This window comes from Neisseria flava, assembly GCF_982712965.1.
In genome coordinates, this window is sequence record NZ_CEXQBZ010000033.1 from 1 (window position 1) to 12,661 (window position 12,661).

Sequence of the window (12,661 nt, forward strand, 5' to 3'; positions counted from 1 at the left end):
GAAACGCCAAGTGTTTTATTCTTGAATCTGTTCAAACCACTGATACACTAGTGTTGCACTTGAAATCCGAATCCAAGTCTTTCTAAAAACAGGAACAATCAGCCGTAAATTGCCGTATTTTTACCAAATCCGAACAACAGAAGAACAGCGTATAACGTAGGCTTAGCCCGCGAAAATCATCATCGGTCTGCTGGCTCGGCATTTGTGCCATATCGGAAAACTGGATTCGTGCGGGACGGGCCGTCTGAAAACAGGCGGATCAAATTTTGTCAAAGCAAATGTTCAAATAATAAGCGCAAAGAAAAAGCATCAGAACCGTCATTCATCCGGATTTTTGGTTTTCGGAAGGATTAGGAACGCCATTATTCCAAATCTCCGGATTCACGCCTGCGCGAGAATAACGGCAAGGGCGGTTTCTATTTTAATCGACCCTGTTTTCAGACGACCTTTTTCATTCAAGCCGACGGTTAATCAAACAACTCCCGCTGCGCCTGCTCTTTGGTCACGCGGACGTCGGTTTCGCCGTCGGCAAAAGTGATGTGCAGTTTCTGCCCTTGCTTTAAAACATCGGCGTTACGGATGACTTGTCCGCGTGTGTTTTTAACGACGGAGAAGCCGCGTTCCAGAATCTGCTGCGGCGAGACGGCTTCGAGCAGGGCGGTTTGGGCGTTCAGGCTTTGGCGGCGGTGGGCAAGCAGTTGGCGGAAGGCGTGCGACAAGGTCGTCTGAAAGCGGTTGATGTCTTGCCGGTAAACGGAAATATCGGGGCGGCAATGTTTCAGGGCTTGGGTTTGGCGTTCGAAACGGGCGGTGTGGGCGCGGACGTTTTGCGTCATCGAGTAGGACAGGGTTTGCGCCAGTTTGTGGATGTAGGTGCGCTGTTCGTCGAGTTTTTGGCGCGGGTGGCGGATTTGCCGCGCGAGCCAGTCGAGCTTTTGGCTGGCATCGAAATAGCGTTGTTCCAAAACGGTTTTCAGACGACCTTTGGCTTGGGCGAGGCGGTGTAACGATTCTTGGCGGTTGGGGCTGACCAGTTCCGCCGCGCCGGTCGGCGTGGGCGCGCGTACGTCGGCGACGAAATCGGCGAGCGTGAAATCAGTTTCGTGTCCCACGCCGCTGACGACGGGAATCGCGCAGGCTTCGATGGCGCGCACGACCGGTTCTTCGTTAAACGCCCACAAGTCTTCAATGCTGCCGCCGCCGCGGCAGACAATCAACACATCGCATTCGGCGCGTTGCGATGCGGTTTTAATCGCTTGGGCAATCTGAAACTCGCTGCCCGCGCCTTGAACGGCGGTCGGATAAACGATGACGGGAATTTCGGGCGCGCGGCGTTTCAAGGTGGTCACGACATCGCGCAATGCCGCTGCCGCCAGACTGGTTACGATGCCGATACATTGCGCTCGGGCGGGCAAAGGTTTCTTGCGCTCCGCCGCGAACGCACCTTCCGCCTGCAACTTCGCCTTCAGCCGCTCGTAGGCTTCGTAAAGCTGCCCCAAGCCTTTGAGCCGCACCTCGTTCACGGTAATCTGAAATTCGCCCCGCGCCTCGTAAATACTGATTTTCCCCGCCACTTCGATATGGTCGCCTTCTTTCAAAGGTTTCGCCAAACGCGCCGCCGCACCTTTGAACATGGCGCAACGCACCTGCGCGCGGCTGTCTTTCAGCGAGAAATAATAATGCCCGCTGGCTGCGCGGGTCAGATTGGACACTTCGCCCGCAATCCACAAACCGGCAAGATGGTCTTCCAGCAAGGCTTTGGCGAGGGCATTGAGTTCGGATACGGAAATGGAGGAGGGCGCGAAGAGTTCGGACATTGGGAGCGGGAAGAATGGGGAAAGGTTGGATTATAAGGGGTTTCGGGCAGCATTTATAGCCGATAGGCTTGTGTTATATAATCTTCAGTCGAATATTTCAAGGTCGTCTGAATGCCCAAACTCCATCAAATCATCGAACGCCATTGGCAACGCCCCAATCTGTTTTTATCTTTCCTGCTTAAACCCTTATCCATGCTGTTTGTTAAAATTGCGGCGAAACGGCGCGATGATTTCGTTTCAGGTCGTCTGAAAAGCGAAAAGCTGCCCGTGCCTGTGGTCGTGGTCGGCAATATCCATGCGGGCGGGACGGGGAAAACGCCGATTGTCGCCGCGCTGGTGTCGGGTTTGCAGGAAAAAGGCGTCAAGGTCGGCATCATCAGCCGAGGCTACGGGCGCAAGAGTAAGGCGGTTCATGTATTGAATGCCGCGAGCCGTGCGGAAGATGCGGGCGACGAGCCTTTGCTGCTGTTCCGTAAAACCGGCGCGCCGACGGCGGTGGGCAGCAGCCGTGCGGAGGCAGGCAGGGCGTTGCTGGCGACGCATCCCGACATCGGGCTGATTGTGGCGGACGACGGCTTGCAGCATTACGCCCTGCGGCGGGATGTGGAAATCGCGGTGTTTCCGGCGGCGGATACGGGGCGGTCAGATTTGGATTTACTGCCCAACGGCAGTTTGCGCGAACCTTTGTCGCGGCTGGATTTGGTGGATGCGGTCGTCGTCAGCGGCGGCAAGGCGGATGCGTCGTTTGCGCCGTCTGAAAATATGTTTCACAGCCGTATTGAAACGGGACAAATTTACCGTTTGAACCATCCGTCCGAAATACTGGACACAGGTCGTCTGAAAAACCAAACCGTCGCCGCCATGGCGGGTATCGCCAAGCCGGAGCGTTTTTTCGATTCGCTGCGGAGTATGGGCATCACGTTGAACCAAACCGTCGCGCTGCCCGACCATGCAGACATCACAGCGGCAGATTTGCCCAATACGGACGCGGTGATTATTACGGAAAAGGATGCGGTCAAGTTTTCAGACGACCTCAATCTGAATCATGTATGGGTGTTGCCTGTTTGTGCGATAATCGAACCTGATTTGGCGGCATTTGCATCAGAAATGTTAGAATCCAAACGCTTATAGATGTTTCCCAGATGTTTTAAAGACAGTATTCAAACTATGCGATAGGAGTGGATGATGAAATTAAAATATTTGTTGGTTTCTTGTGTGGCTTTATTTGCTTGCGCTCAAAGTATGGCTGCCAAGCCAAGTGATGAATCTGCGATGAAATGGTTGGAAATTCAGGGTATAGGCAGGAATTATCCTGAGAAAGTACAACGCTCTTTGGAGGCGGTGAATAAAGAGGATCATGAACGATTATTGGCTATGACACCAAAAGCCCAAAAGGCGCAGATGAAGGCGCTTATCAGCCGTTACATGAAAAATATGCAGGAAGATTTAAGCCGTCCTGAGCTGAAAAAACAATGGCTGGATGAAGAAAAGCGTGCCGTACAGAAAGTATTCACGCAAGAAGAAGTCGATGTAACCAACCGTTTTTTCTCTTCGGCTCAGGGGGAAAATATTTTGAAAAAGATAAGAAGTTTCCAACAGCATGGTGGAAATCTTGATGATGTGTTGAGCCAATCGGATATAGAAAAGATGGCTGAAGCATTTGGGCATGGTGCCGGCAAGTCTGCGCTCGAAAAAGTCGAGCATTTCGATAAGCTGAGCGATGAGATTATCCAAAAAAACATGAGTCAAAACTACCTCAATGCAAGCGATAAATATACGCCTGCTTTTGAGGAGCAGGCACATGGTATTTTATGCAAAGGCAACAAAAATTTGCCGAAATGTGCCAAATAATTCTCCGACCATCTGTAAATATTTATTTTTTGTTGAAAGGTAGAAAAAGATGAAACTGAAAACCTTATTATTTCCCTTCGCCGCGCTGGCATTGTGTGCCAACGCATTTGCCGCTACACCCAGCGATGCGTCGCTGGAGCGTCTGTTTGAAGTGCAGAAGATGGATGCCCTGTTAGACCAGTCTTTCCAAACCATGGAGGGCATTGTGCTTTCCGATCCGAATGTACAGAAATTTTTGAAAGATGCGCCGGAAGACAAACGTCCGCAGTTGGAAGCAGTCTTGAAAAAGTATGCAAACCAATCGATTGCCGAAATCAATACGCCGCAAGTGCGCGCCCAGTTGCGTAAAGCGACTTTAGACGGCATGAAGACGGTTTATACGCAAGAAGAAGTCAACGCATTGATTGGCTTTTACAGCACGGCGGTAGGTCAATCGATAATGGACAAAACGCCGCGCTATCTTGAGGCAACGGTGAAACCTATGATGGACATCCTTGCCGGCAAATACACCCAATCCAACCAAAGCGCAAATCTGGGACGTGAAATCCTGCAGATTATGTGCAGCGGCAAAAATCCTGCCCAAGCCTGCGCCAAACAGCCGAACAAACCGGCACGGAAGAAATAATGTCGCTTGAGGTCGTCTGAAAGCGAGCGAAGCTCGCTTCGCTAAAACCATCAAACCCGAAAGAAACCCCATGGAAAAAAAATTCTTAGACATCCTCGTCTGCCCCGTTACCAAAGGCAGGCTGGAATATCATCAGGACAAACAGGAATTGTGGAGCCGTCAAGCCAAGCTGGCGTATCCGATTAAAGACGGCATTCCCTATATGCTGGAAAACGAAGCACGAGCGTTGAGCGAAGAGGAACTCAAAGCATGACCGAATTCGTCGTATTGATTCCGGCGCGGCTGGATTCATCGCGCCTGCCCGGAAAAGCCTTGGCGGACATCCACGGCAAACCGATGGTCGTGCGCGTTGCCGAACAGGCGGCAAAAAGCAAGGCGGCGCGCGTCGTTGTTGCCACCGACCATCCCGATATTCAGACGGCCTGTCAGGCGCACGGCGTCGAAGTCGTCATGACTTCAAACCGGCACGAAAGCGGCACGACGCGCCTTGCCGAAGCCGCCGCTGCGCTGAAGCTGCCGCAACATCTGGTGGTCGTCAACGTACAGGGCGACGAGCCACTGATTGCCCCCGAACTCATCGACCGCACCGCCGAAGTCTTAGTGGAAAACAACGTGCAGATGGCGACCGCGGCGCACGAATTACATGATTTCGACGAATTTATGAATCCCAACGTCGTCAAAGTCGTCCTCGACAAAAACCGCAATGCCATCTACTTCAGCCGCGCCCCGATTCCCTATCCGCGCGATGCCATGCGCGCCGAAAAACGCGAATTGCCCGCCGAAACCGCCGTCCTGCGCCATATTGGCATCTACGCCTATCGTTCAGGCTTCCTGCAACGCTATTCGGAAATGGATGTTTCTCCTTTGGAAACCATCGAATCGCTGGAACAGTTGCGCGTCCTGTGGCACGGTTATCCGATTGCTGTTGAAACCACCCAAGAAGCGCCTGCCGCCGGTGTGGATACGCAGGAAGATTTGGACAGAGTACGTGTTGCGTTTAAAGCTTAAGGCCGTCTGAAAGGAAAAGACATGAATGATTTCCGCCATTTGAGCCGTGAAGAACAAAAATTGCTTGCCGACGTGGCGAAGCTGGTAAGGGAAGACGAGCAAGAATTCAACTATGACATGCTGAAACTAGAAGCGCCGGAGCAGGCCAGCGGCGAGTTTTGGTTCCGCATGGCAGAAATGCTCAGCACTTTGCCGCCCAACCAGTCGTTGGACTTGCGTATGAACGGTGGCAGGCTGACGGTTGCCGTATCGATTTTGTCGGTATTGCTGCAAGACAATCCGGATATTCCGCAGCTTTGGGCACAAAAAATCATTGCGCTCAACTATTTGGCTCATGGCCATCAAACCCGTGCAATCGGTCTGGCGCAGCAGGCGGACAAGGCGGCGGAAGCCAACGAGGAAGAATATTTGGCGAAGACTTTATCGCAAAACCTGCTTTCCACTTTGAAAGACGCGTTGGCGCGTTTTCCTGAAGACACATGGTTTGCCGAAATGCGCGATGACGCATGGAAACATTTCGGCGCGGAACAGGCCGTCTGAAGTTTTGAACGATAAACGCAAGCCGTGTAAAATCATTTGAATCACGTTTCAAATCCATATCACTTAACAAGAAGGAACACCCATGAAAGTATTATTGTTAGGCGCGCCGGGCGCGGGCAAAGGCACTCAGGCACAATTCATCACCGCTGCGTTCGGCATTCCGCAAATTTCCACCGGCGACATGCTCCGCGCTGCGATTAAAGCAGGCACGCCGCTGGGTTTGGAAGCGAAAAAAATCATTGACGAAGGCGGTTTGGTGCGCGACGACATCATCATCGGCATGGTGAAAGAACGCATCGCGCAAGACGACTGCAAAAACGGTTTCCTGTTTGACGGCTTCCCGCGCACGCTGGCACAAGCCGAAGCGATGGTTGAAGCGGGCGTGGATTTGGACGCGGTCGTTGAAATCGACGTACCCGACAGCGTAATTGTCGACCGTATGAGCGGCCGCCGCGTTCACTTGGCTTCCGGCCGCACCTACCACGTTACCTACAATCCGCCCAAAGTCGAAGGCAAAGACGACGTAACCGGCGAAGATTTGATTCAGCGCGACGACGACAAAGAAGAAACCGTCAAAAAACGCCTTGCCGTGTACCACGAGCAAACCGAAGTGCTGGTCGATTTTTACAGCAAGCTGGAAGGCGAACACGCGCCGAAATACATCAAGGTTGACGGCACTCAGCCGGTAGAAGCCGTAAAAGCCGAAGTATTGGGCGCATTGGGCAAATAAATCGAAAAGGTCGTCTGAAAACAGGAAATCAGGTTTCAGACGACCTATTTTTGATAAATAGCGTAATTGACAATAAAGATTATGCCTACGGGCAGGCTTTGCACTCCGAACCCAAAACGAAAACACCATGAATCCTTTAATCACCGACTTCCAAACTCCGCAACAACGCCCCCCCGTCATCGTTGCCCTTGATTTTGCCAACGAAAAAGACACGCTCGGATTCGTCCGCAACCTTGATCCGACGTTGTGCCAAATCAAAATCGGCAAAGAGCTGTTTACTGCCACTGGGCGCAGTTTGGCGGAAAGCCTGATTCATCAGGGTTTCAAACTTTTTCTCGATTTGAAATACCACGACATTCCCCACACCGTCGCGCAAGCCTGCAAAGTCGCCGCCGACATGGGCGTGTGGATGGTCGATATGCACGCATCGGGCGGCCGCCGCATGATGGAAGCCGCCGCCGAAGCCATTGCCGGATACGGCACGAAGCCGCTCCTAATCGGCGTAACCGTGTTGACCAGTATGGAACAAAGCGATTTGGCGGAAATCGGTTTGAACATCGCCCCTGAAGAGCAAGTCATCCGTTTGGCGAAACTGGCGCAAAGTTCGGGCTTGGACGGCGTGGTCTGTTCCGCCCAAGAAGCCGCACCGCTGCGCCGCGAATTGGGACAGGATTTTGTCTTGGTAACGCCCGGCATCCGTTTGGACGTTGCCGGCAACAACGACGACCAACGCCGCATCATGACGCCCGCCGAAGCATTGGCGGCAGGTTCGACTTATCTGGTGATGGGACGCCCCGTTACCCAAGCCGCCGATCCGGTAGCCGTATTGCGCGAAGTGAACCGCGTGGCGAACCTTGAAGCAAACTGATTTTCAGACGACCTTACAGGTTGAGGCCGTCTGAAAAAACACAACGGAGGCAAAATGCCCACCAAGTTCCAACAAGAAACCCTCAAATCCCGTTTCGCACAAGCCAAAGTCCTTGTTGTCGGCGACGTGATGCTCGACCGCTATTGGTTTGGCGACGTGTCCCGTATTTCGCCCGAAGCCCCCGTGCCGGTAGCGAAAATCGGACGAATCGACCAACGCGCGGGCGGAGCGGCGAACGTTGCGCGCAACATTGCTTCGTTGGGAGGTAAAGCAGGACTGTTGTCGGTAACCGGCGACGACGAAGCCGCCGACGCGCTCGACGCGCTGATGGCGCAAGACGGCGTCGCCTCCTATCTGATGCGCGACAAACAAATCGCCACCACCGTCAAACTGCGCGTCGTCGCCCGCAACCAGCAGCTTATCCGCCTTGATTTTGAAGAACATCCCAACCGCGAAGTGTTGGAGCAAATCAAGCAGAAATACCGCGAAGTATTGCCCGAATACGACGCAATCATTTTTTCAGACTACGGCAAAGGCGGCCTGTCGCACATCTCCGATATGATAGATTGGGCAAAACACGCAGGTAAAACCGTATTAATCGACCCCAAAGGCGACGATTACGAAAAATACGCCGGCGCCACGCTGATTACGCCCAACCGCGCCGAATTGAAAGAAGTGGTCGGCAGTTGGAAAAACGAAAGCGAGCTGACCGAAAAAGCGCAAAACCTGCGCCGCCACCTCGATCTGACCGCCGTTTTACTGACCCGCAGTGAAGAGGGCATGACCCTGTTCAGCGAAGGCGAACCCATTTACCAGCCCACCCGCGCCCAAGAAGTTTACGACGTATCCGGCGCAGGCGACACCGTCATTGCCGGAGTGGGCTTGGGGCTGGCGGCAGGCTACACCATGCCCGAAGCCATGCACCTCGCCAATACCGCCGCCGGTGTCGTCGTCGCCAAACTCGGCACGGCGGTTTGCTCGTTTGCAGAATTGAACAAAGCATTGGAAGAGCAGTAATTTCTTTTTCAGACGACCCCGTCTTTCCAAGGTCGTCTGAAACGAGTGCAACGAGTTTCGCTAAAACCAAAAAACAAAGGAAACCCAATATGACCATCATCGTAACAGGCGCGGCCGGCTTTATCGGCAGCAACATCGTCAAAGCCCTCAACCAACGCGGCATTACCGACATCGTCGCCGTCGACAACCTGACCCGTGGCGAAAAATTCAAAAACCTTGCCGAGTGCGAAATCGCCCACTACCTTGACAAACACGAATTCATCCGCCAAGTGCGCGGCCATCTTCTGCCCTACGAAAACATCGAAGCCGTCTTCCACCAAGGCGCGTGTTCCGACACCATGAACCACGACGGCCTTTACATGATGGACAACAACTACCAGTACACGCTCGACCTCTTGGACTGGTGTCAGGACGAACGCATCCCCTTCCTCTACGCCTCCAGCGCCGCCGTCTACGGCAAAGGCGAAATCTTCCGCGAAGAGCGCGAACTTGAAAAACCGCTCAATGTGTACGGCTACTCCAAATTCCTGTTTGACCAAGTATTGCGCCGCCGCATGAAAGAAGGCCTGACTGCCCAAGTCGTCGGCTTCCGCTACTTCAACGTTTACGGACAACACGAACAACACAAAGGCCGCATGGCATCCGTCGCCTTCCACCATTTCAACCAATACCGCGAACACGGTTACGTCAACCTGTTCGGCGCCAATGACGGCTACGGCAACGGCGAACAAACCCGCGACTTCGTCAGCGTCGAAGACGTCGCCAAAGTCAACCTCTACTTCTACGACCACCCCAACCTCTCCGGCATCTACAACCTCGGCACCGGCCGCAGCCAACAGTTCAACGAACTCGCCGCCGCCACCGTCAACGCCTGCCGCGCCACCGAAGGCAAGCCTGAAATGAGCTTAAAAGAGCTGGTAGAAGAAGAACTTATCCGCTACGTCCCCTTCCCCGACGCGCTCAAAGGCAAATACCAAAGCTTCACCCAAGCCGACATTACCAAACTGCGCGAAGCCGGATACAAGGAAGAATTTTTGGATGTCAAAGCAGGTGTCGGGCGCTACGTCAAATGGATGCTGGAAAATTTGGCTTGATTTGAAATGCCCATGAAAAAGGTCGTCTGAAAACTCAGATTTAAAGTTTTCAGACGACTTTTTATTGAACCGTTACCTTGTTCAGCGATACAGGGAAACGATGGTTTCGGCGGCTTTGACGCAGCTGTCGACATCGGCGACCAAGGCGATGCGGACGTAGCCTTCACCGGGGTTGCCCCATTCGGTATCGCGGGCGAGGAAGCGGCCGGGGAGGACTTGGATGGCGGCTTTTTGCCAGAGGTTTTTGGCAAATGCCAAGTCGTCGCTGTCGGGGACTTTCAGCCAGATGTAGAACGATGCGTCGGGCAGTTTGACATCGAATGCCTGCTGCAAAATGGGGATGACGCGGTCGAATTTTTCCTGATACAGACGGCGGTTGGCGATGACGTGTTCCTCGTCGTTCCATGCGGCGATGCTGGCGCGTTGGACGGGGATGCTCATTGCGCTGCCGTGGTAGGTGCGGTAGAGCAGGAAGTTTTTAAGCAATTCGGCATCGCCCGCGACAAAACCGGAGCGCAGTCCGGGGACGTTGGAGCGTTTGGAGAGGCTGGTGAACATGACGATATTGCGGTTGCTGCGCCCTAATTGCGCCGCCGCCTGTAAGCCGCCTATGGGTTTGTTGCCGTCGAAATAGATTTCGGAATAGCATTCGTCGGAAGCGATGATGAAACCGTATTTGTCTTGCAGATCAAAGATTTCTTGCCAGTCTTCCAGTTGCAGGACGCTGCCGCTGGGGTTGTTGGGCGAGCAGACGAACATGACTTTGGTGCGTTGCCATACGTCTTCGGCGATGCTTTTCCAATCGGGCTTGAAGGATGGGGCGGGACAGTTGGCGAAACGGATTTCGCCGCCGCCGAGAATGGCTGCACCTTCGTAGATTTGATAGAACGGATTGGGACTGAGGACGACGGGTTTGAGGTCGTCTGAAACGGGATTTAAGACAGCTTGAACGAAGGAAAACAAGGCTTCACGGCTGCCGAGCACGGGCAGGACTTCTGTATCGGGATTGACGGTCAACCCGTCGTAACGGCGTTGCAGCCAGTCGGCACAGGCTTGGCGCAGCTCGGGCAGACCTGCGGTCAGGGGGTATTTTTCCAGTTCGTGCAGCGAGGCGGTCAGTGCTGAGGTAATGACTTCGGGCGTAGGGTGTTTCGGCTCGCCGATGTGCAGGTGGACGGGGGCGACGCCTTCGGGAGGGTTAACGCCCTGCATGGCTTCGCGCAGGCGGGCAAACGGATAGGGTTGGAGCTGGTCGAGTAGTGGGTTCATGGGTGTTCCAAATGTCTATCAAGACGGTCATCTTAGCATTTTTTATGCGGATTTTGTTGACAATGTGTGCAGGAAAAGGGAGGCAGCATAGAGAAAAGGTCGTCTGAAAATCGGTTTCAGACGACCTTTTTTGAGCATCACGCGATTTGCAGGCAAAATATAGTGGATTAAATTTAAACCAGTACGGCGTTGCCTCGCCTTGTCGTACTATCTGTACTGTCTGCGGCTTCGTCGCCTTGTCCTGATTTAAATCTAATCCACTAAAAAAAGGCACATTGAAATATGCCCTTTTTTAGCGTTCATCTGCGGGTATGAATTATTTGGCTGCTGCGGGAAGAGCGCCGTTGAGCAGATATTGGATGGTTTCTTGCACCGTGTGGATGGCGTTGCCAAACGGCAGCGGGTCTTTGCCTCGGAAAAACAAGCCTTTATCGACTTCGCCACGGAAGGCGGCGGAGAGTTGGATGTCAATGCAGAATTGTCCGGCTTTTGCCAAACCGTCGCGCAGGCCGCAGCTGGTCAGACAGTTCAAGCCTTGCGTACAGCGGCGCGGGTCGGCTTTGGCATTGGCTTGTAGCTTGGATTCGCGCTTGATGTAGCTGTCCAGGAATTTGGTGCGCACACCGCGTGCGGGCAGTCCGGCGACGGACATAAATTCGACAACATGCTCGGTTTCTGCGCCTGCCAGCGTTTTTTTGAAGTTGATGTGGGCATCGCCTTCTTCGGTAACCGCAAACGCCGTGCCGATTTGGACGGCGGATGCGCCCCAGTTTTTCAGCGCGGTTTTGACTTTTTCAAAGTTCGCCATGCCGCCGGCGAGGATGAGCGGGATTTTTTCGCTTTCAAGACCTAAGTTCTTGAATACTTCGAAAGTTTCTTCGATGACGCGTTTGAATTCAAACTTGGCATCGTTCACACCTGCCACGCTTGCCGCGCCCAAGTGTCCGGCAGCGTGTGCGGGATGTTCGATAACGATGGCGTCGGGCAAAACACCTTTTTTCATCCAGCGTTTCAATACGATGCCGATACCGCGCGATTCGGACAAAATCGGGAACAGGGCGACATCTTTGTGATAACCCTCGGTCATTTCGGGCAAATCCAGCGGCAATCCCGCGCCCATCACAATCGCGTCCGCCCCCGATTCGCAGGCTTGGCGGACGTAAGCAGCGTGGTCTTTGACGGCTTTCATGACGTTGACGGCAATCATGCCTTTGCCGTTTGCGTCGGCTTTGGCTTTTTGGATTTCGCGGTCAAGCGCGGTGCAGTTGAGTCGGGTGTATTTTTCTTCGCTCGGATTGATTTTGGATTCGGCGAGCAGGTCGTCATGCAGGTGGCGCAAATCAACGCTGGCAATCGTGCCGACACCGTTTTCGCGGGCGACCGCGCTGGAGAGTTTCGATGCGGAAACGCCCACGCCCATCCCGCCTTGGACGACGGGAATCAATGATTTGCCTCGGATGTGCAATGGGTCGAAGTTGTTTTGCATGTATGGGTTCCTTGATGGTTGCGGGTGGTGTTTTTAATAGACGGATATCTGTATCGAGGTTGCTTTTATCGGCTAAATAACGCCTGTTTTAAGATTTTAGGAATTATACTCTAATTAAATAGGAAATTAGAGTTTTAATACAGTTTCTTTATTAAAATAATCTTAATATATTGTTAATTAGGAAATTATTGTTTTGAGTGTTGGCGGTGTGCTGCGGTATTTTGGGGACGAATGTGTCGTTTAAAAATCAAAAAGGTCGTCTGAAAACCTGATTGGGCTTTTGAACTGCACCCCAAAAGTTGGACATCCCCTCCAACTCACAAGGTGCAGTTTTTTTATGAGCAAATATACATTAC

At 53.1% G+C, this 12,661-nt stretch carries 13 protein-coding genes and 1 pseudogene; 10 read left to right on the forward strand and 4 right to left on the reverse strand.

Annotation, left to right across the window (positions count from 1 at the left end; all coding sequences use genetic code 11):
• Positions 1 to 467 precede the first annotated feature (467 nt).
• A complete protein-coding gene (gene xseA, locus AC5M9B_RS02440; protein ID WP_487648196.1) occupies positions 468 to 1,817 on the reverse strand; it encodes an exodeoxyribonuclease VII large subunit in 1,350 nt (449 codons plus the stop codon).
• A gap of 111 nt (positions 1,818 to 1,928) precedes the next feature.
• Between xseA and lpxK the strand changes: the two genes are divergently transcribed.
• The 10 genes from lpxK (at position 1,929) to rfaD (ending at position 9,550) form a co-directional block, all read left to right on the forward strand.
• Entirely contained in the window at positions 1,929 to 2,948 is a 1,020-nt protein-coding gene (gene lpxK / locus AC5M9B_RS02445) for a tetraacyldisaccharide 4'-kinase (RefSeq protein ID WP_487648197.1), read from the forward strand.
• Between the two features lie 51 nt (positions 2,949 to 2,999).
• Positions 3,000 to 3,668 carry a DUF2059 domain-containing protein gene (locus AC5M9B_RS02450; protein WP_246827777.1) on the forward strand — a complete coding sequence of 223 codons (669 nt, stop codon included), beginning with the start codon at positions 3,000 to 3,002 and terminating at the stop codon, positions 3,666 to 3,668.
• 49 nt (positions 3,669 to 3,717) lie between these two features.
• Positions 3,718 to 4,293 (forward strand): DUF2059 domain-containing protein, encoded by a 576-nt coding sequence (locus AC5M9B_RS02455; RefSeq protein ID WP_487648198.1) that lies wholly within the window; start codon positions 3,718 to 3,720, stop codon positions 4,291 to 4,293.
• A 70-nt stretch (positions 4,294 to 4,363) separates the two neighbouring features.
• A complete protein-coding gene (locus AC5M9B_RS02460; protein WP_002221286.1) occupies positions 4,364 to 4,546 on the forward strand; it encodes a Trm112 family protein in 183 nt (60 codons plus the stop codon).
• Positions 4,543 to 5,301, forward strand: coding sequence for a 3-deoxy-manno-octulosonate cytidylyltransferase (kdsB, locus tag AC5M9B_RS02465; RefSeq protein ID WP_487648199.1), 759 nt, complete (start codon positions 4,543 to 4,545; stop codon positions 5,299 to 5,301). Before AC5M9B_RS02460 ends, kdsB begins: the two co-directional genes overlap by 4 nt.
• 21 nt (positions 5,302 to 5,322) lie before the next feature.
• The gene (locus tag AC5M9B_RS02470; protein WP_487648200.1) at positions 5,323 to 5,841 is read left to right on the forward strand and encodes a 3-deoxy-manno-octulosonate cytidylyltransferase; all 519 of its coding nucleotides are present in this window, start codon (positions 5,323 to 5,325) and stop codon (positions 5,839 to 5,841) included.
• 82 nt (positions 5,842 to 5,923) lie between these two features.
• On the forward strand, positions 5,924 to 6,571 hold the full coding sequence (adk, locus tag AC5M9B_RS02475) for an adenylate kinase (RefSeq protein WP_002232195.1): 648 nt from the start codon (positions 5,924 to 5,926) through the stop codon (positions 6,569 to 6,571).
• Positions 6,572 to 6,698: 127 nt separating this feature from the next.
• Positions 6,699 to 7,439 (forward strand): orotidine-5'-phosphate decarboxylase, encoded by a 741-nt coding sequence (gene pyrF / locus AC5M9B_RS02480; protein WP_487648201.1) that lies wholly within the window; start codon positions 6,699 to 6,701, stop codon positions 7,437 to 7,439.
• Between the two features lie 54 nt (positions 7,440 to 7,493).
• The gene (gene hldA / locus AC5M9B_RS02485; protein ID WP_019270546.1) at positions 7,494 to 8,456 is read left to right on the forward strand and encodes an ADP-heptose synthase; all 963 of its coding nucleotides are present in this window, start codon (positions 7,494 to 7,496) and stop codon (positions 8,454 to 8,456) included.
• A gap of 89 nt (positions 8,457 to 8,545) precedes the next feature.
• Positions 8,546 to 9,550, forward strand: coding sequence for an ADP-glyceromanno-heptose 6-epimerase (gene rfaD / locus AC5M9B_RS02490; RefSeq protein WP_487648202.1), 1,005 nt, complete (start codon positions 8,546 to 8,548; stop codon positions 9,548 to 9,550).
• Positions 9,551 to 9,631: 81 nt separating this feature from the next.
• On the opposite strand, the gene dapC is transcribed toward rfaD, so the two are convergent.
• The 3 genes and pseudogenes from dapC to AC5M9B_RS02505 form a co-directional block, all read right to left on the reverse strand.
• On the reverse strand, positions 9,632 to 10,819 hold the full coding sequence (gene dapC, locus AC5M9B_RS02495) for a succinyldiaminopimelate transaminase (RefSeq protein WP_487648203.1): 1,188 nt from the start codon (positions 10,817 to 10,819) through the stop codon (positions 9,632 to 9,634).
• A gap of 157 nt (positions 10,820 to 10,976) precedes the next feature.
• A pseudogene (locus AC5M9B_RS02500) lies at positions 10,977 to 11,084 on the reverse strand (IS5/IS1182 family transposase); the annotation flags it as partial.
• Between the two features lie 51 nt (positions 11,085 to 11,135).
• Positions 11,136 to 12,305, reverse strand: coding sequence for an NAD(P)H-dependent flavin oxidoreductase (locus tag AC5M9B_RS02505; protein ID WP_487648204.1), 1,170 nt, complete (start codon positions 12,303 to 12,305; stop codon positions 11,136 to 11,138).
• Positions 12,306 to 12,661: the final 356 nt, after the last annotated feature.

Bases quoted from the DNA above. Each gene is read 5' to 3' on its own strand.
- rfaD (WP_487648202.1), top strand. From the start codon at position 8,546: ATGACCATCATCGTAACAGGCGCGGCCGGCTTTATCGGCAGCAACATC.
- AC5M9B_RS02470 (WP_487648200.1), top strand. From the start codon at position 5,323: ATGAATGATTTCCGCCATTTGAGCCGTGAAGAACAAAAATTGCTTGCC.
- kdsB (WP_487648199.1), top strand. From the start codon at position 4,543: ATGACCGAATTCGTCGTATTGATTCCGGCGCGGCTGGATTCATCGCGC.
- hldA (WP_019270546.1), top strand. From the start codon at position 7,494: ATGCCCACCAAGTTCCAACAAGAAACCCTCAAATCCCGTTTCGCACAA.
- lpxK (WP_487648197.1), top strand. From the start codon at position 1,929: ATGCCCAAACTCCATCAAATCATCGAACGCCATTGGCAACGCCCCAAT.
- AC5M9B_RS02450 (WP_246827777.1), top strand. From the start codon at position 3,000: ATGATGAAATTAAAATATTTGTTGGTTTCTTGTGTGGCTTTATTTGCT.
- adk (WP_002232195.1), top strand. From the start codon at position 5,924: ATGAAAGTATTATTGTTAGGCGCGCCGGGCGCGGGCAAAGGCACTCAG.
- xseA (WP_487648196.1), bottom strand. From the start codon at position 1,817: ATGTCCGAACTCTTCGCGCCCTCCTCCATTTCCGTATCCGAACTCAAT.
- AC5M9B_RS02455 (WP_487648198.1), top strand. From the start codon at position 3,718: ATGAAACTGAAAACCTTATTATTTCCCTTCGCCGCGCTGGCATTGTGT.
- dapC (WP_487648203.1), bottom strand. From the start codon at position 10,819: ATGAACCCACTACTCGACCAGCTCCAACCCTATCCGTTTGCCCGCCTG.
- AC5M9B_RS02505 (WP_487648204.1), bottom strand. From the start codon at position 12,305: ATGCAAAACAACTTCGACCCATTGCACATCCGAGGCAAATCATTGATT.
- AC5M9B_RS02460 (WP_002221286.1), top strand. From the start codon at position 4,364: ATGGAAAAAAAATTCTTAGACATCCTCGTCTGCCCCGTTACCAAAGGC.
- pyrF (WP_487648201.1), top strand. From the start codon at position 6,699: ATGAATCCTTTAATCACCGACTTCCAAACTCCGCAACAACGCCCCCCC.